We start from the raw sequence: 17380 nt of genomic DNA, 5'->3' as shown, positions 1-17380 counted from the left end.
GCATGAGACTTGTTCGCGTTGCCGCTGCCGCGCTGAACCAGACGCCCCTAGATTGGGACGCGAACGCTCGGAACATCCGCCGAGCTATTTCCTCCGCCCGCGAAGCGGACGCCCGGCTGCTTTGCCTGCCAGAGCTGTGCATTACTGGGTACGGGTGCGAGGACGCGTTCTACTCGCGTGGGGTATTGCGGATGGCGGAACGTGTGCTCGCGGAGCTCCTGTCGAGCACCGAGGGCATGGCGGTATCGGTCGGTTTGCCCATACAGCATGCCGGCGCTCTCTTCAACGCGACAGCATTGCTGGTGGACGGCGCGATTGCGGGATTGGTCGCAAAGCAGCATCTTGCGGGCGACGGGCTGCACTACGAGCCGAGATGGTTCAAGCCTTGGCCCGACGACGCCGTCACCAGCATCCGTCTTGCCGGGAGTGAACTTCCGATCGGTGACCTTCTGTTCGATATTGATGGCGTCCGATTGGGATTCGAGATCTGCGAGGACGCTTGGGTTGCGAACCGACCCGGGCTCGACCACGCGAAGCTCTCGGCGGACATCCTCTTCAATCCGAGCGCCAGCCATTTCGCGTTCGGCAAGTCGGTCACGCGTCGGCGGCTGGTGGAAGAAGCCTCGCGTAGCCTAGCCGTCACTTACGTTTACAGCAACCTGGTAGGCAACGAGGCGGGCCGCGTTATCTACGACGGCCAGACGATCATCGCCACTTGCGGCGAAACCGTCGCCTGCGGGCCGCGGCTGGGATTTGAGTCGGTCTCCGTGATGGTGGCGACAGTTGACGTCGACGCGCCGCGGATGCGCCGCGCGCAGTCAGCGAGCTTTGAGCCTCAAGTGGTCGTCGATAACGCACGGTCGACGCCCGTAGCGTTCAAGTTGCCGGCGGCGAAGCCGACTGGCGAAGAAGCTCAGGTTGCGGATTGGGAGAAGTCCAAGCATCTCAAGGAGGAGGAGTTCACACGGGCGGTGACTCTCGGATTGCACGACTACGCCCGCAAGAGCCGGTCGCACGGGTTCGTCGTGTCGCTCAGCGGCGGCGCCGACTCGGCGGCTGTTGTGTGCCTGGTGAGAATGACGGTGCAACGGGCAATTGACGAGCTCGGTATTGCGGCCGCTTGCGAGGCTTTCGGCCATGGTCCGGAGAATGACTTAGATACTCTTACCGCAGCGGTGCTGACGACGGTGTACCAAGCCACCCGCAACAGCTCTTTGACCACGCGGGACGCGGCCCGCGAGATCGCCCTGGCCATCGGAGCGACGCGTATCGAATTGGACGTCGACGACGTCTGCGACAGCTACACCCGCAAGACCGAGGCCGCGCTCGGCCGCGAGCTGACTTGGGAGTCCGACGACATTGCGCTGCAGAATATCCAGGCGCGTTCGCGAGCCCCCTCGGTGTGGATGCTGGCGAACGTTAAGAACGCCCTTCTCTTGGCGACCAGCAATCGCAGCGAGGCGGCGGTGGGCTACGCCACCATGGACGGCGACACATGCGGGGGCCTGAGCCCGATCGCCGGCATCGACAAGGCGTTCCTGCGGCAGTGGCTCGGGTGGCTCGAGGGAGAAGGGCCCGATGGATTGGGGTCGATTCCCGAGTTGAGCGTGGTCAATCGGCAGCAGCCGACTGCGGAGCTGCGTCCGCAGGATGCGGGTCAGACAGACGAAGACGACCTGATGCCCTACGACCTTCTTGACGCGATCGAGGACCACGCGATCGGCGAGAAGCGTTCGCCGGCTGAGACGCTGTCGGCCGTATCGGCCCAGTTCTCGGGGTACGAACCAGGCCGCCTTACCGCCTGGGTGCGGCGTTTCTTCGAACTCTGGAGCCGCAATCAGTGGAAGCGGGAGCGGTACGCCCCCTCGTTCCACGTCGACGACAAGAACCTCGACCCCAAGACGTGGTGCCGGTTCCCGATCCTCTCGGGCTGGTTTCGAAGAGAGTTGAACGAACTGCAGGACGCCGACTCGCACGACGGTCATGGCTCCTAGTCGCGACATAACCACGGAGCTACCGAGGTTCTTCTGCTCAAGCTTGACTTAGTGTGGTGTAGACACTATGCGGAGTGTAGGGGTAACACTAAGAGGCTCTCCCATGACGCATCTGTACGAATTTGCCCGACCCGCTCTTACGGTCGACATCGTCGTCTTTGGACTCGACGAGGAGGACCTGCAGGTAATGCTGATCCAGCGGGATCTGGCGCCCTTCGAGGGTGGGTGGGCCCTGCCCGGTGGCTTCGTGCGGGTCGACGAGACGCTGGATGACGCTGCGCGGCGGGAGCTAGTCGAGGAGACGGGGCTGAAGGACATCTACCTCGAGCAGCTCTACACCTTTGGAGCCGTCGAGCGTGATCCCCGCGAGCGGGTGGTTACCGTCGCCTATTACGCCCTGGTGAACTTGGAGGGGCACCACGTCCAGGCGAGCACCGATGCCCGCAACGCGGCCTGGTTCCCGGTGAGCGACCTGCCGGAGCTGGCGTTCGACCACCAAGCGATCCTTGACGCCGCTCACGAGCGGCTGCGAGGGAAGGTCCGCTACCAGCCGATTGGCTTCGAGCTGCTGCCAGAACGCTTCACGCTGAGGCAACTTCAGCACATGTACGAGGTGATCCTCGACCGCGAACTGGACAAGCGGAACTTTCGCAAGAAGGTGCTTGCGATGGAGATCGTCAAGGAAACGAAGGAGATCGAGAAGGACGTCGCCCACCGGGCCGCGCGGCTCTACCGCTTCGACAAACGCACCTACGACCGCCTGACGAAACAAGGCTTCAACTTTGAGATCTAGACCATGACCCTCTACCCACACATCCTAGGATGCCTGCTAGGCACTGCCGTGGGTGACGCCGTCGGGTTGCGGAGGGAGGGGCTGGCGCCGAGGCGAGCGACGAAGCTCTACGGCGATGACTTGTCGCCTGCGCTGTTTGCGGGTTTCGGCGTGTGCAGCGACGACACCGAGCACACAGTGATGGTCGCCCGCTCGCTGGCTATCGCGAACCATGATCCCGAAGCCTTCGAGCGGCTTATGGCGAGCCAGCTCAAACGCTGGTTGTTGGCGGCGCCAGCCGGTGTCGGGCTTGCGACGCTGCGCGCCTGCTTGAAACTGCTGGTTGGCTTCGGTCCCGGCCGGAGTGGCGTCTTCAGCGCCGGCAACGGACCAGCGATGCGATCGGCGCTAATAGGCGTCGCGTCGCGCTCGGACGCCCAGTGCGAGGAGTTCGTTCGCCGCTCGACCCGGCTGACTCATACCGATCCCAATGCGGAGGAAGGCGCGCTAGTTGTCGCCCGTGCCGCCGGATTGACGGCAAGAGGGAAGCCCGTCGATCCCAGCGGATTCCTGGGTCGCGAAGCGGAGCGAATCAAAGGGCCCGAACTTCGTGAACGCCTTGCCGCGGCGCACTGTGCGCTCGTGGACGGCTTGAGCCCCGCCGAGTTTGCCGAGTCCCAAGGATGGACCAACGGGATTGGTGGATACGTTAACCAAACCGTGCCGGCGGCCCTGTACTGCTGGGCGTCGTCACCGAACGAATATCGGCAGAGCGTAACTCAAGCTGTGCTGCTGGGAGGTGACACGGACAGCGTCGCCGCCATCACCGGCGCGATTGCGGGAGCTAACCTGGGAGACGCCGCGATCCCAAGCGAATGGGTCGCTGGACTCACCGAGTGGCCACGAGACGTTGATTGGATTGAGCGGGCGGCTAAGGCGCTTGCAGAGAACCTGGCTGGGCAGCGGTACACGAACCCGCCGCCGATGCATTGGCTGGCCACACTCCCAAGGAATGCGGTCTTCGCCGCCATTGTGTTGGGGATGGGATTCCGTCGATTGCTGCCACCGTACTGAGAAACCACCCATGAACTACATTGAAGCGCCGAACGAGTACAGCGGCGAAGATCCGTATGTGTTCCTTGCAGGCGGCATTTCCGACACCGAGTACTGGCAGGCCGAGTTCCTCGGGCGCGTCGAGGGCCACAGCCTGAGCGTGGTAAGTCCGAGGAGGAAGGCGTTCCCGATGGGCGACGCCGTAGAGGGCAGGCGGCAGATTGAGTGGGAGTGGCGTTATCTGCAGCGGGCCGGCTTAGTTGCGTTCTGGTTCCCTCCGCAGACGCTTTGCCCGATCGCCTTGTTCGAGCTTGGGGCCTGCTGCAGTTCGAGCGTCCCGTTGGTGGTGGGCACGGACCCAGTCTACGCAAGGCGGTTCGACCTGGAAGTGCAGTTGAGACTACGCCGGCCCGAGGTTGAGTTGCAGGATTCGATTGCGGCGGTCGCCGATCAGGTGGTCCAGCATCCAGCAATCGGAGGAAAACAATGAAAGTCCTAATACTTGTCGACATCCAAAACGACTTCCTGCCCGGCGGCGCGCTCGCGGTGCCAAACGGGGATGAGGTGGTCGCTGTGGCGAATCGATTGATGCCCGAATACGAGCTTGTCGTCGCCACACAGGATTGGCACCCTGCCGACCACCAGTCCTTCGCGAGCCAGCACGACGGCCATGCTGTCGGTGAGGTCATCAGCGTTGACGGCCTCGAACAAATCCTCTGGCCTGACCACTGCGTGCAAGGGACCCCAGGCGCCGAGTTTGCCGCTGCACTGAACACCGAAGGCGTTGACCATGTCATCCGCAAGGGGACGGACCGGATGATCGACAGCTACAGCGGCTTCTTCGACAACGACCATCGGAAGGCGACCGGCTTGGGCGACTACCTAAAGGGACGAGGTGTCACCGCCGTCGACGTGATGGGGTTGGCTACCGATTACTGCGTCAAGTTCACCGCCCTGGACGCGGTCGGACTCGGCTTAAGCGTGCGACTACTGACCGAAGGAAGCCGCGGCGTCGAGCTAACTCCAGGCGACTGCAACGCGGCAATCCATCAAATGAAGGAAGCAGGGGTGCGGATCGAGGGGGAGGAATCCGAATGAGCCGCAGCAACCGGGCGGGAATCGCCAAGGAAACACTCGAGATCGTGCAACGCGGTTGGTACGAAGTCGACGGATTTGGTCGCGTCGAGGTCAACCAGCAGGTCGACGCTTGCCTAGCCGCGACGACTCTCATCCGCCCTAGCGATCACGACGGGCCAAGCGAGAGGGACGCGAACATGCAGGCGTCGACAGCGTTTGAGGTACGCAACGAAACGACGTTGACCGCTGCTCATCGGTTGGTGGCGGAACGCGGCCTCGGTGACGTGCTGCTGCTCAACTTCGCCTCGGCGAAGAACCCCGGCGGCGGTTTCCTGGGCGGCAGCCAAGCGCAGGAGGAGAGCCTGGCGCGCTCGTCTGCCCTGTACGCGTCGTTGCAGACGCAGGCGGACTACTACGAGGCCAACCGCGGTTGCCGGACAGCGTTGTACACCGATTACATGATCCTGAGCCCCCGCGTCCCAGTGCTCCGCTCAGATGACGGTCAACTGCTGTCGGCGCCTTATGTTGTCGGCATACTGACCTCACCGGCGGTGAACGCAGGGGCGGTCCATGACAACGAGCCGGCCAACGTCGAGAGGATACTGCCAACGATGGCGAGTCGGATTGACAAGGTGCTTGCGGTTGCTGTGAGGCATGCGTATCGACACCTAGTCCTCGGGGCTTGGGGATGCGGCGTGTTCCGGAACGACCCTGAAGCAATTGCAGAGTTGTTCAGCGAGGCTTTGCTTGGAGAAGGGACGTACCGCGACGCCTTTGAGAGCGTGACCTTTGCGGTCCTTGACGGTACAAAGAACGAGTCGATCTTCCGCCCCTTCCAGCAGAGGTTTGAGGGAGCCTTTCAATGAACGGCATCCAGAGTAGCAGAGTCGACGATCAAGTCGTTGCCATTGAAGCAGGCATGCTCGGCTGCATGGTGGGCGATGCACTCGGTGTGCCGGTCGATTTCACGAGTCGGGACTCCCGGCGCGAATCGGCGGTCACGGGGATGCGGGCTTACGGGACCCACCATCAGCCCGCCGGGACTTGGTCTGATGACTCCTCGCTGATGCTCTGCTTGGCGGACAGCTTCGCCAGTGCGGGCGTCGACTACCAGGACCAGGCGTCGCGGTTTGTGGCGTGGATGCAAGATGCAGTGTGGACTCCGGATGAGGAGGTCTTCGATATTGGCTATGCGACACGCGAGGCGATCTCTCGGCTCGAAGCGGGCGTCGAGGCGATGCCACAACTGCACCTGCACGACAACTGACCATGAAGGACGTAAGGATGTCAGACATCAATCCAACGCCAGTCTACGAGGGACGACACGTGTCAATGCTCAGGCGTGGCGGGTGGGAGTATGCCGTGCGCAACATCGCCCGATCCGCGGTTGGCATTGTGGCCGTTACAGATGCTGGTGATGTCGTTCTGGTGGAGCAGCACCGGCCTCCTGTTAATCAGACCGTTATCGAACTTCCCGCGGGCCTGAGCGGTGACATTGTCGGCAAGGAAGATGAGGCGCTTGTCGAAGCGGCGAAACGGGAGCTGCTCGAGGAAACCGGCTACGTTGCAGATCGGTGGACTGAACTAATGACCGGGTATTCGTCGCCGGGCTTGACCGACGAGTCGATCACGCTTTTCCTGGCCGAGGGCTTGCAGCGGCAAGGCCCTGGTGGGGGCGATGCTAGCGAGGACATCACCGTTCACGAGGCGCCTCTTGGCGACGTGTTGACCTGGCTGCGAAGCAGGTCGGCAGTCGCGGATCTCAAGCTCTTGGCTGGACTATTCGCTGCGTCTGAGGCATTGAGGAGTCGGAAAGGGGGTGACTAGGTGCCACTACCGATCGAGATATGGCTGATCCATCCGGAACGAGAGGCTGCCGAGGCGTTTAGCGAGCGATTCGAGGGACTTCCCACGGTACGAGTGATTCAGACGGCCTACGAGGGGCTGGATGCCCACGATTGCTTTGTGACGGCGGCGAACTGCTACGGGATCATGAATGCCGGTATCGACGCTGCAGTTGTGAGGCTGCACGGGGTCGAGCTGTGCAAACGGATTCAGCATCGGATACTCGATGAGTTCCTCGGAGAACAACCTGTCGGCACTGCAATCATTGAACCAACCGGGAGTTCTCACAGTCTCTACGTGTGTCACGCGCCTACGATGCGGGTTCCAGGTTCGATTCGCGGAACCGACAACGTCTACCTCGCCACGTTCGCCGCACTGACGGCAGTGTATCGGTACAACACCGCCCACGATCATCCGATCCGCACGGTTGTTCTGCCAGCAATGGGGTGCGGATTCGGAGGAATGGACTACTCAGAGTCTGGGCGCCAAATGGCAGCCGCCTACAAACACTACTTGAGCCCGCCCCACCAGCTTGATTGGAACAACGTTATCGAGCGGGAAAAGCGCATCCGGTACGATGGTGAACAGCAAGTCGTGCGATAGGAGTAAGGTATGCCCACGGGCATTTGTGTGGAAGAACGATTCGTTGGCTGCCTGCTCGGTTTGGCGGTCGGAGATGCTCTCGGTGCCCACTTCGAAGGGCAGTCGCCCGATTTCATGGAGCGGCGCTATAGGTCGGCGACCGACCTGATCGACCACCCGCCTCCGGGCGAGCTGTGGTACACCGACGATACGCAGATGGCGATAGGCGTTGCCGAAACGCTCGTTGCTTGCGGGCGGATCGACGATGAGGTGCTCTGTTCCCGATTCGCTGCGAACTACCTGCCGCAGCGTGGGTACGGTCGTGGGGCTAAGGTGGTCCTTCAGGCGATGTGCGACGGAGAAGATCATCGATTCTGGGCTGAGAACTTGTTCGAAGGTGGATCTTTCGGCAATGGCGCCGCGATGCGAGTCGCTCCGGTGGGGTTGTTGTTCCGTGACGATCATGACGCCGTCTGGGAGCAGGCCCGACAGTCTTCGCTGCCGACTCACATTCATCCGCTTGGTATTGAGGGGGCTCAGGTCATCGCGTTGGCGGTGGCGATTGCGTCGTCGTTTGATCAGCTTGACCGCAGTTCGTTCTTCGAAGAGCTGGCTTCGCGGTGCGCGTCCGTCGAGTATAGCGGGCCGCTGAGGCGAGCCGGTCGATTGGAGGATGACCGCGACTTGGGGCTCTTCGGTAACGGTATTGAGGCAACCGCGTCGGTCGTGACGGCGGTCGCTGCCTTCGGGCTCACGCCCGATTCGTACGAAGAGACGATTGGCAACGCAATCCTGCTCGGCGGCGACACGGACACAATCGCGGCGATGGCAGGCGCCATCAGCGGGGCCTATCTCGGTGTCAATACGATCGCGGGGCACCTGCTCAATAACCTCGAAGATCGAAAGCAGGGGAGAACCTACATCAAACAGCTAGCAAAGAACCTTCATGGAAGACATGCGGATGCGGTCCGATAGCTAGTGCGGCGGAGAGGAATCAGGAAATGGACGCTCAATCACTCAAGAAGATCAGTAAACAACTCAGTTACGTGCTCAGGCACCGCCCCGACTCAGTTGGACTCGAATTGGGAGAAGGGGGCTGGGTCCGCGTTGACGACCTCATCGCTGCCTTTGCCAGCTATGGCAAGTCTTTGTCGGCGTCGGTCCTGGAACAGGTCGTCGCCGAAAACGACAAACAGCGATTCGAGTTCTCCGAGGACGGGCTTCGGATTCGGGCTCGGCAGGGGCATTCAGCGGAAGTGGATCTTGGGTACGATCCGGCGACGCCTCCTGACGTGCTCTATCACGGCACGGCCACGCGTCATCTCGACTCCATCCTCCAGCAGGGGCTCGTCAAGGGCCGCCGCCACCACGTGCATATGTCGACCGACAAGGAGACAATGATCCAAGTCGGGATGCGACACGGCAAGCCTGTGTTGCTGTCGATTGATGCAAGAAGAATGGTTGCAAACGGCTTTGAGTTCTACGTGACTGGCAACGGAGTGTGGCTTACGGATCACGTTCCTTGCGAGTACCTGCGGAGGGTGTAGCGGGGCTCAGTAGTCCGTGGGGTAGACTACCCCAGTGTCAGGTGCAATCTGGAAGAGTCTGGAGAGCGTCGCGTCTAGATGGGGCGCGGCTTAGCACCATTCTCGTCGCCAAGTTCTTGCGTTGGCATGGCTTAGCAGGCGATGCAGGCCCGCGTGGGGTGCTGGAGGTAGTCGAATCGAAATCCGTCGGCCCGACAATGCAACGCTCGTCCGCGACCGGTTGGCTCTGCGGCCTGTTGAGTGGTGCCCCCCACAAGACACCGCTCCGGCTCAACCCCAAAGCGTCCCACACTTCATTCGCCGCCCGCTCCGCCGACAGACCCACATCGCTCATCAGCGTTAAGTTGTTGCCGCAGTGCTGCAGCAGGTTCTGCAGCACCGTCAGCGTTACCCGATCCTACCGCCGCTCGTCAAACAACCGCCACCGAAAGTGCATTGTCGGGCGCCATCCCGGCTTGGGCACGATGTTAGTGGCGGCGCCAGTTTCGGAGATCGAGACGCTGAGCGTGTCGTCTGATTACACCACCCGGATCACCCAGCAGTCCGCCCAATGTTCAGTTTCGCCGAGCATCGGGACAAACAGCTCTGTGTCCCGCGTTAGTAGTCGTGGCTGTAGTGGTCGCGCCGATAAACCCGCTGGCGATAGCTGCCTGATAGGATATGACGAGCTATAGTTGGTCGTGTGTCTTCCACTTGCCTCGCACCGAGATGACCAAAGATGGCGATTGGTACTGAGTGTTTCGCATTCCGAAGGGCCGCGTTTGCCGCGAGTCTGTTGCTGGGAGTGGCGACGGCCAGCGGCGCTGAGGACTGGGCCGAGGTGCTCGGGTACCCTCCGGGCAAGAAAGTCGTTGTGCTGCACGCTAACGAGATGGGGCTCTGCTTTGAGACCAACGAAGCGGTGGCCGCCCTGATCGAGGACGGCACGTCCCTTTCGGCTAGCGCAATGGCGCCCTGTGTGTGGTTTCCGCACGCGGCCGATTACGCCAAAGGCCACCCCGATTCCGATGTTGGGTTGGAGCTGACGCTCACCAGCGAGTGGCCGCTCTACCGCTGGGCCCCCGTGAGCGGTAGGCAGGGCCCGACGTCACTCAGCGATAGCCACGGCTACCTGTGGCGTAGCGTGCTCCAGATGGCGGTCAGCGCCAGCAGTGAGGACGTGAGCCGTGAGCTCGACGCGCAGCTGCTCCGCGCCGAACGGACGGGGATGCGGCCCACACACCTCACCACCCATCTCGGCGCGCTATACGCCCGGCCGGATCTTGCGGGCGTGTACCTCGACTTCGCGAGGAAGAACTGGATCCCGGCAGTCGTTGTCGATCTGACGCCTGAGCTAATGGCGCACTTTGCCGACCACGGCCTGCAGGTGTCAGACAGTCTCGCCCAGTTGATTGCCGAATACCCGCTCCCGAAGCTGCGAGAACTACGGATCGTGCCGCGCACGGAGTCCTACGAGGAGAAGCTTACCAAGACGCTCACGCTTATCGACAATCTTCCTGCGGGGATCTCGCAATTGGTGTTCGCGCCCGCGACGGAATCCGACGCCCTCAAGTCCCTCACGCCCGACTGGCGGCAGTATGTGTGGGACTTCGAGCTCCTGCGGGATGACAAGCTGAAGCAACGCCTGTCGAAGGACGACGTTGTCCTCACGACCTGGACTGAGATTATGCGTCGGTTCGACGCGTCGGCCCGCTAGCACAGCCCGGGAGCCCATCATGGCGTTTGCAAGCCTACCCTCCTGGCGCCGCCCACCCGCCAGCGGCCTGCTGACCTTCGTGCTGGTGTCAGCCTGCTACGGCGCCTGCCAGGCCCAGTACACGAACTACTCGGACGCGTACCGCAGAACGCTGCAGGAGCACCCGGGCCGGACGATGGACACCAACCGCTACCTGTACGACAGGTACTTCCGCAACAACGTGGCGGTCAGCCCGTATGTCAGCGGGGCGCTGCTCGGCGGCGACCTTGGCGGCACCGCCTATTCCGCGGTGGTGCGTCCCGATCTGGCGAGGCGCGAAGCGGTGCTGACGGATCAGTCTCGCTACGTGCAGCAACGGAAGGTTCAGGGCAATGTGGGGTACACGGCCAATCCGGGCGGCGGTTACATCGGCGCCATGCCGGGCATGGGGATTCAGAAGCCGGTGCAGCCGTCGGTGAGCACTCCCGGCGCGTACCAGAACCACTGGTACGGCGGCTGGAACCGGTAGGCAACGTTGTCGAAGCCGCGCATGACAGCGCCCGCGGCAGCGGCAGGGCGAAGTCCGTTGGAATCACGCCTAGCTCGGCTCGCTCGAGGCGAACAGGACGACAACCGAGTGGTCCGACGCGGGGTACGAGTCTCCAAGGACCTCCGGCGCCTCGTCCCACGGCATGATATCGTCTGGCGACTCGCGGGCCGTGTCGATCCAGCGCCGCCAGCGACTGGCGCCCGGCGTGGGCAGGTCGAACGCCAGCGGTTCCCAGTAGGCGTTGAGGATGAAGTGGAAGGCGAGCCGCTCGCGGGCTAGTTCGCCGCCGAGCGCGATGCTCCGGGACGAGTCGCCCCAATCGGGCTGCCGTAGTCGGACCCCGTGCCACTGCAGCTTGGCTTCCCTCAGCCGCAAGCCGATGCTGGTCCGCCGCAGTTCGTGCTCGGCGTCACGGGTTGCACGCCTTGCGCACAGCAGTTTGACGAACCGGTGCAGGTCGGCGTGCGTTTTCACATTGCCCCAGTCGAACCAGCTCAGCTCGTTGTCCTGGCAGTAGGCGTTGTTGTTGCCGCGTTGCGTGCGTCGCATCTCATCGCCCATGAGGAGCATCGGTGTGCCGAGCGAGAGCATCGTGGCCGTGATGAGGTTTTTTGCCTGCCGGTTGCGGAGACGCTGCACCGCCGGGTCGGGCGTTGGACCCTCGGCGCCGCAGTTCCAGCTGCGGTTGTCGTCGGCGCCATCTTGGTTCTCTTCCCCGTTGGCCTCGTTGTGCTTCGCGTTGTACGAGACCAGGTCGTTGAGCGTGAAGCCATCGTGGCAGGTTACAAAGTTGACGCTCTGCTCCGCCTCGCGCTGCTTGTGCCCGTAGAGCTCCGGGCTGCCGACCATCCCGTCGGCGATCCGCCGCACGGCCCCTGGCTCGCCGCGGAAGAAGTCGCGGACGTTGTCTCGGAAGCGTCCGTTCCACTCGCGCCAGGCGTCGCCGATGAAGCTGCCCACCTGGTACAACCCGCCGGCGTCCCACGCCTCGGCGATGAGCTTCGTTCCGGCTAGGGCCGGGTCGGTCTCGATGTCCCAGAGCACGGGCGGGTTCGGCAGCGGGCGGCCGGAGGGGTCGCGTGACAGGATCGAGGCAAGGTCGAACCGGAAGCCGTCCACGTGGAAGTGCTCTACCCAGTAGCGGAGGCTGTCGACAATCAGCCGACGGACGACCGGGTGGTTGGCGTTGAACGTGTTTCCGCAGCCGGTGTAGTTAGCGTAACGCTCGCCGCCGCCCTCCAGCATGTAGTAGGTCGGGTTGTCAACTCCGCGGAAGCAGAGGGTCGGGCCGTGCTCGTTCCCCTCGGCGGTGTGGTTGAACACAACGTCCAGGATCACCTCGATGCCCGCGCGGTGCAGTGCTTTGACCATGTCGCGGAACTCGTCAATGGCACCCTGGGGCGTTCCGCGTGAGCTGTACGCAACATGGGGAGCAAAGAACGACACCGGCGAGTAGCCCCAGTAGTTGCTCCTGCCCGGCGGCGCGTCCCCGGAGTCGAACTGGAAGACGGGCAGGAGCTCCACGGCCGTGACGCCCAGCTGCTGCAGGTAGGGGATCTTCTCGACCAACCCCGCGTAGGAGCCTCGAAGGGTTTCGCTCAGCCCGGAGCTGGGGTGGCGCGTGAAGCCGCGGACGTGCATCTCGTAGATGATCGTGTGCGACGCCGGTCGACGCAGCGGCAGGTCGCCGTGCCAGTCGTAGACGGCGGGGTCGACCACGACGCTCTTCATCGCGGCCGCGGTGTTGTCGCCGGGCTGGGAGGCGGCTTCACGGCTGTAGCCGGTCGGGATCGCGACACCGCGTCCGTACGGGTCCAGCAGGAGCTTGTCCGGGTCGAATCGCAGCCCGTGCGTGGGGTTGGCGGGGCCGTGGACGCGGTAGCCGTAGAGCTGGCCCGGCTGCACCCCGTCCACCTGCGCGTGCCAGTAGTGGTAGGTGCGCTGGGACCGCGGGTCGAGCCGGATGACCCGTGAGGGGACCGCGTCGTCGTCGCGGTCGAACAGCAGGAGGTCAACGCCTGTTGCGGCGCGCGAGTAGAGGCTGAAGTTGGCGGCGCCTTCGGCGGGCGTGGCGCCGAGCGGAGAGCTGCGACCGGTGCTCCTGGTGCGGTTCATGGCCGATCGGCTTTCGAGTGCACAACCCCTTGGGCCGTCAGTGAGATCGGGGCGCGGCCCACTGGTTCCCCCACCCCGAGTAGAGGTCGTGAAGGAAGGCCTTCCAGTCTTCGGCGGTGCGGCCGGGCGGGTAGGGTTCTGGGGCGATTGGAGCGGGAGCGGTCCAGACGATGCGGAACTGCCCGTCGGCCTGGATCTGCCCGACCCGCGGCGTCTTGAAGCAGTGCTGCGTGTCCGGGTCGATGCGGACTTCTCCTTCGGGCGCGGTGAGGCGCTGGTTGAGCATCGCACGCCGCACCGCCTTCGGTTCGACGCTGCCCGCCTCGCGCACGGCCTGGGCCCACAGGTGCACGCCGATGTAGGCCGCCTCCATGGGGTCGGAGACGACGCGCTGTGGGTACTTCTTGGAGAAGCGTTCGACGAGGTTCCGGCTGGCCTCCGTGTCCAGCGATTGAAAGTACGTCATCGCCGCGTAGTCCCCCACCACGTCGGCGGCGTTGAGCGTGCGGAGCTCCTGCTCGCCCACGTTGAACGACAGGCACGGGGTCTGGCCGGTGCTAACGCCCGCCTCCCTCAAAGCCCGGAAGAAGGCAGTGTTGGCGTCGCCGGCGAGCAGGTTGAGTACCATGTCCGGCTTGGCGGCCTGGATGGCCTGCACCGTCGAGCGGAAGTCCGAGCTTCCGACCGGGTGGAAGCGCTCGTCAACGATCGACGCGTCCGTTTCTTGCAGCTGGCTCTTGATGATCTCAGCGGCGGCGCGCGGGAATACATAGTCAGAGCCGACCAGGAAGAACCGCTTCTTGCCCAGGTTCTCGCGGGCCCAGGTGACCGCGGGGATGATCTGCTGATTGGGGGCGGCCCCCAGGTACACGATATTGGGAGAGGTCTCCATCCCTTCGTACCAGACCGGGTAGACCAGCAGGTGGTCGTGCTGCTCGAAGAGTGGCTTTACCGACTTGCGGCTGGCGGACGTCCAGCAGCCGAACACGACGCAGACTTGGTCGTCACTGATGAGCCGCTCCGCCTCGCGCTGGAAGACGTCCGAGTCCGAACGGCCGTCCGCTACAATCGGGTTCACCGGCCGCCCCAGGAGCCCGCCCTGCTCGTTGATCTCATCGATTGCCAGCAGCGTCGCGTTGGTGACGCTAGCGCCGCTCACCGACATCGCGCCGCTGAGCGACTGCAGCACCCCCACGTCGATGGGGTCTCCCTGCGCCGCGGCGATCGCCGACGACCCCGACGCGGGGTCACGCCCCATCCAGGACCCGGCCACGACCGCCGCCAGGCAGGCAATCGCGACGCCGGCGCCGACGGCGACGAACCGCCTGCGTGTGGGGCCGGACTCCGTTGACGAGACCGTCGGGTGGGCCGTCCCCGACTGGCTCGGGAGCTCGATCCGCGTCTCGCCCGATGGGGTGGAGGTGACCGCCTGCAGGTCGGCCAGCATCGCCTCGGCGGTCTGGTAGCGGTCGGAGGGGTCCTTGGCCATCGCGCGGGCGATGATCTCGGAGCACGCGACCGGGACCTCGGGGTTGGTCTCGCGTGGGTCGGGGATGCTCTTCTTGCAGTGGGCGAACAGCACCTGCATGACGCTGTCGCAGTCTTGGTAGGGCTGGCGTCCGGTCAGAGCACAGTAGTAGGTGGCGCCGAGTGAGTAGATGTCGCTGCGGGCGTCGACGGGCTCCGCCTGGCACTGTTCGGGGCTCATGAAGTGGGGCGTGCCCACGACGGTGCCGGTGCGAGTCAGGTGGGGCGAGTCGGACGAATCGAGCGACGAGACCTTGGCGATGCCAAAGTCGGTCAGCTTGACGGCGCCGTCGGCCGCCCTCAGCAGGTTGGCCGGCTTGACGTCGCGGTGGATCAGGCCGGCGGCGTGGGCGGCCGCTAGGCCCTGGCAGGCGTCGATGGCAATGCGGGTGGCGTCGAGCACGGGCAGCGCGCCGTGCCGCTGCAGCTCGTCCGAGACGCTCCCTCCCCCAATCAGTTCCATCACGATGTAGTGCGCCCGGCCCTCCTCGCCGACGTCGTAAATCGCGGCGACGTTCGCGTGGCTCAGCCTGCCGGCCGAACGCACCTCCGCGCGGAAACGGTTGAGCACGGTCTCGTTGTTGGCCAGCTGCTCGGGCAGCAGCTTGATCGCCACCTCGCGGTCGATCGCCGGGTCGTAGGCGCGGAAGACCACCCCCATGCCGCCCTGGCCCAGGACGCCGGTGATCTTGTACTTGCCGAGCGTCGTGCCCACGCGGCCCTGTGGCGACGGGCTATCGCCCGCGGTGGGGGAGGTGTCGTCCGCGCTGTCCGGAAGCGACGTTGTCTCGCCTTTGGCCGTTACGTCCGTTTCCCGCGTGGGCTGCTCGTCGTACTGCTGCTCGTCCGGGGTCACTGCGGGTTCAACGCCTCCAAGTAACAGGTGGAGTGGGAGGACGCGTGGCAAACAACCGGACTCCGGGCGGCGGCTCGTCGGTAGCTCACTTGGCCGGGACCCTGCGCAGCAAAGTGTGGACCGTCGACACCAGTGCCACGGTCCGCAACTTGCCGGCGAGTGGCCAGAAAAACAGTCACCGCCAACTCGACCCAGAAGACGTCCTACAGCATCCGCAGCACGCCCAGCAGCGGGGTCACCGGACCCCCGTTGCTTCCCTCATCCTCGTGTGCTCCCGCTATTCCTGTTGTCCCGCTGGATCATCGAGCCGCACAAGCAGCCATTGCTGCGTCGATCCGTCGGCGAAGTGAACCAGCACCGGCGCCGTGTCCTGCGTGAGGTTGTAGATGCCGGTCTCCATGATCGGCCGATCCTTGCCCACAACGTTCCACGCCGACCGCTGCGATCCCTTGTCAACCATGCCTTCGATGGTCTGGGTGGTGTCGGTCTTGGTGTCGTTGAGCGTGCCGGAGATAACGCCCTCCTTGCTGATCACCAGCTGCAGGAACAGCGTCGGGTCGGGGCCGTCTTTCTGGCCGTCCTGGGTGACGGCGAACACGCCGAGCGGCATCCAATCGCCCTCGTCGACCTCGACGTCGTCGGCGCGCGAGGCGATCTGCTCCGCCTGCTCGATGTACTCGGCCTCGGTGGCGACCGGCTCGCCGTCGTAGCAGACGGAGCCGTCCTCGTAGTAGACGTTCTCGCCGTAGTTGTAGTAGACGGGGTTGGACCAGCCGTAGTCGACCCAACCGGCGACGCCGCCCCACGCCGCCCAGCGGTAGGGCCGCGTGATGGCCCAAGCGCCCCACAGCGGGTGGTCGGACCAGAAGTCGCGGATCGGGTGATCGTGCACGTGATCACGAATCTCGTCGCGCCGCTCTTGGCGGATCTCCTGGCGCTGGCCGCGGTTCTCGATCCGGTCGGGCCGGCTGCTCGCCAGCGGACGGTCGGGGTGGACGGGACGCTCGCCGCGGCCAGGCCGGTCACCAGCTCCAGGTCGGTCGCCTGCGCCCGGTCGGTTGCCTGGTCCAGGCCGGTCGCCTGCGCCGGGACGTTCGCCGCCGCCGGGTCGGTCGCCCGCTCCGGGACGCTCAGCCGGCAGCGTGCCGGGGCGAGCGCTCGTGTCACGCAGGAAGTCTGCCGCGGCGCTCCCCGCCAGGCCCGCGGCGGCGCCCCCCGCGAAACTGCCGCGGCCGCCACCGGGGCGGGTCGAAGGTTGGGTCCCGGGCCGTGCGCCGGTGGACGGCTTCAGGTCGAGGAAGTTCTGCAGGTCCGACGTCGACGGGCGGCCCCCCGCTCCCGTCCCCGGGCGCGTGCCGCCGCCGGGTCGGGCGCCACCGCCAGGCCGAGCGCCGGGAGTCGATCCGCCGGGCCGGGGGCCACTGGGGCGGGTCGTCGCGGAGGGGGGGCGGGTGCTGGGACGCGAAACGCTCGGACGGGACGCCGAAGGCGTAGACGGACGCGAGACGGGACGGCTCACCGACGGGGTCCGGCTGGCGGGCGGTCGGGAGTAGCCCCCTCCACTGAACCCGCCGCGGCTGTAGCCACCTCCGCCGCCACGGCTGAATCCGCCACCGCCGCCTCCGCGCCCACCGCCGCCTCGACCACCGCGCGCCAACACGTGGTCAGCGACTAGTAGGCAACTGATCAAGACTGCGACGACCAAGAATGCCCGTTTCATGTCAATTTCCTCTACCGAGATTGTTCTGTGCCCGTGTGCGACGTCCAGCCGCGAGTGGTCGCGTCGC

At 64.6% G+C, this 17380-nt stretch carries 16 protein-coding genes; 13 read left to right on the top strand and 3 right to left on the bottom strand.

Features of this window, described 5'->3' with window-relative positions; genetic code table 11:
- Positions 1–2 precede the first annotated feature (2 nt).
- The 13 genes from nadE (at position 3) to KOR34_RS04370 (ending at position 11074) form a co-directional block, all read left to right on the top strand.
- Positions 3–1994: an NAD(+) synthase gene (gene nadE, locus KOR34_RS04430; RefSeq protein ID WP_146562564.1), complete on the top strand. Its 1992-nt coding sequence runs from the start codon at positions 3–5 to the stop codon at positions 1992–1994.
- 103 nt (positions 1995–2097) lie between these two features.
- Entirely contained in the window at positions 2098–2787 is a 690-nt protein-coding gene (locus tag KOR34_RS04425; RefSeq protein WP_146562563.1) for an NUDIX hydrolase, read from the top strand.
- A 3-nt stretch (positions 2788–2790) separates the two neighbouring features.
- Positions 2791–3840: an ADP-ribosylglycohydrolase family protein gene (locus KOR34_RS04420; protein ID WP_146562561.1), complete on the top strand. Its 1050-nt coding sequence runs from the start codon at positions 2791–2793 to the stop codon at positions 3838–3840.
- 10 nt (positions 3841–3850) lie between these two features.
- Complete coding sequence (locus KOR34_RS04415) at positions 3851–4309, top strand: nucleoside 2-deoxyribosyltransferase domain-containing protein (RefSeq protein ID WP_197531137.1); 459 nt, start codon at positions 3851–3853, stop codon at positions 4307–4309.
- Entirely contained in the window at positions 4306–4917 is a 612-nt protein-coding gene (gene pncA / locus KOR34_RS04410) for a bifunctional nicotinamidase/pyrazinamidase (protein WP_146562558.1), read from the top strand. The genes KOR34_RS04415 and pncA overlap by 4 nt, the downstream gene beginning before the upstream one ends.
- Positions 4914–5762, top strand: coding sequence for a TIGR02452 family protein (locus KOR34_RS04405; RefSeq protein WP_146562556.1), 849 nt, complete (start codon positions 4914–4916; stop codon positions 5760–5762). The genes pncA and KOR34_RS04405 overlap by 4 nt, the downstream gene beginning before the upstream one ends.
- Complete coding sequence (locus tag KOR34_RS04400; RefSeq protein WP_146562554.1) at positions 5759–6163, top strand: ADP-ribosylglycohydrolase family protein; 405 nt, start codon at positions 5759–5761, stop codon at positions 6161–6163. The genes KOR34_RS04405 and KOR34_RS04400 overlap by 4 nt, the downstream gene beginning before the upstream one ends.
- 17 nt (positions 6164–6180) lie before the next feature.
- Entirely contained in the window at positions 6181–6723 is a 543-nt protein-coding gene (locus KOR34_RS04395; protein WP_146562552.1) for an NUDIX hydrolase, read from the top strand.
- The gene (locus KOR34_RS04390; protein ID WP_146562551.1) at positions 6724–7344 is read left to right on the top strand and encodes a macro domain-containing protein; all 621 of its coding nucleotides are present in this window, start codon (positions 6724–6726) and stop codon (positions 7342–7344) included.
- 9 nt (positions 7345–7353) lie between these two features.
- Positions 7354–8298: an ADP-ribosylglycohydrolase family protein gene (locus KOR34_RS04385; RefSeq protein WP_146562550.1), complete on the top strand. Its 945-nt coding sequence runs from the start codon at positions 7354–7356 to the stop codon at positions 8296–8298.
- Between the two features lie 26 nt (positions 8299–8324).
- On the top strand, positions 8325–8870 hold the full coding sequence (locus KOR34_RS04380) for an RNA 2'-phosphotransferase (RefSeq protein WP_146562549.1): 546 nt from the start codon (positions 8325–8327) through the stop codon (positions 8868–8870).
- A gap of 718 nt (positions 8871–9588) precedes the next feature.
- Positions 9589–10566: a polysaccharide deacetylase family protein gene (locus tag KOR34_RS04375; RefSeq protein ID WP_146562547.1), complete on the top strand. Its 978-nt coding sequence runs from the start codon at positions 9589–9591 to the stop codon at positions 10564–10566.
- 19 nt (positions 10567–10585) lie between these two features.
- Entirely contained in the window at positions 10586–11074 is a 489-nt protein-coding gene (locus KOR34_RS04370; protein WP_146562546.1) for a hypothetical protein, read from the top strand.
- A gap of 69 nt (positions 11075–11143) precedes the next feature.
- Here the strand turns inward: KOR34_RS04370 and glgX are convergent, their stop codons facing one another.
- From glgX to KOR34_RS04355, 3 genes are all read right to left on the bottom strand, one after another.
- The gene (glgX, locus tag KOR34_RS04365) at positions 11144–13210 is read right to left on the bottom strand and encodes a glycogen debranching protein GlgX (protein WP_146562544.1); all 2067 of its coding nucleotides are present in this window, start codon (positions 13208–13210) and stop codon (positions 11144–11146) included.
- 37 nt (positions 13211–13247) lie between these two features.
- A complete protein-coding gene (locus KOR34_RS04360) occupies positions 13248–15593 on the bottom strand; it encodes a transporter substrate-binding protein (RefSeq protein WP_228714505.1) in 2346 nt (781 codons plus the stop codon).
- A 277-nt stretch (positions 15594–15870) separates the two neighbouring features.
- Positions 15871–17112, bottom strand: coding sequence for a hypothetical protein (locus tag KOR34_RS04355; RefSeq protein ID WP_146562540.1), 1242 nt, complete (start codon positions 17110–17112; stop codon positions 15871–15873).
- Positions 17113–17380: the final 268 nt, after the last annotated feature.

Source organism: Posidoniimonas corsicana (assembly GCF_007859765.1).
GTDB lineage: Bacteria > Planctomycetota > Planctomycetia > Pirellulales > Lacipirellulaceae > Posidoniimonas > Posidoniimonas corsicana.
This window is presented reverse-complemented; position numbering and strand designations above follow the sequence as displayed.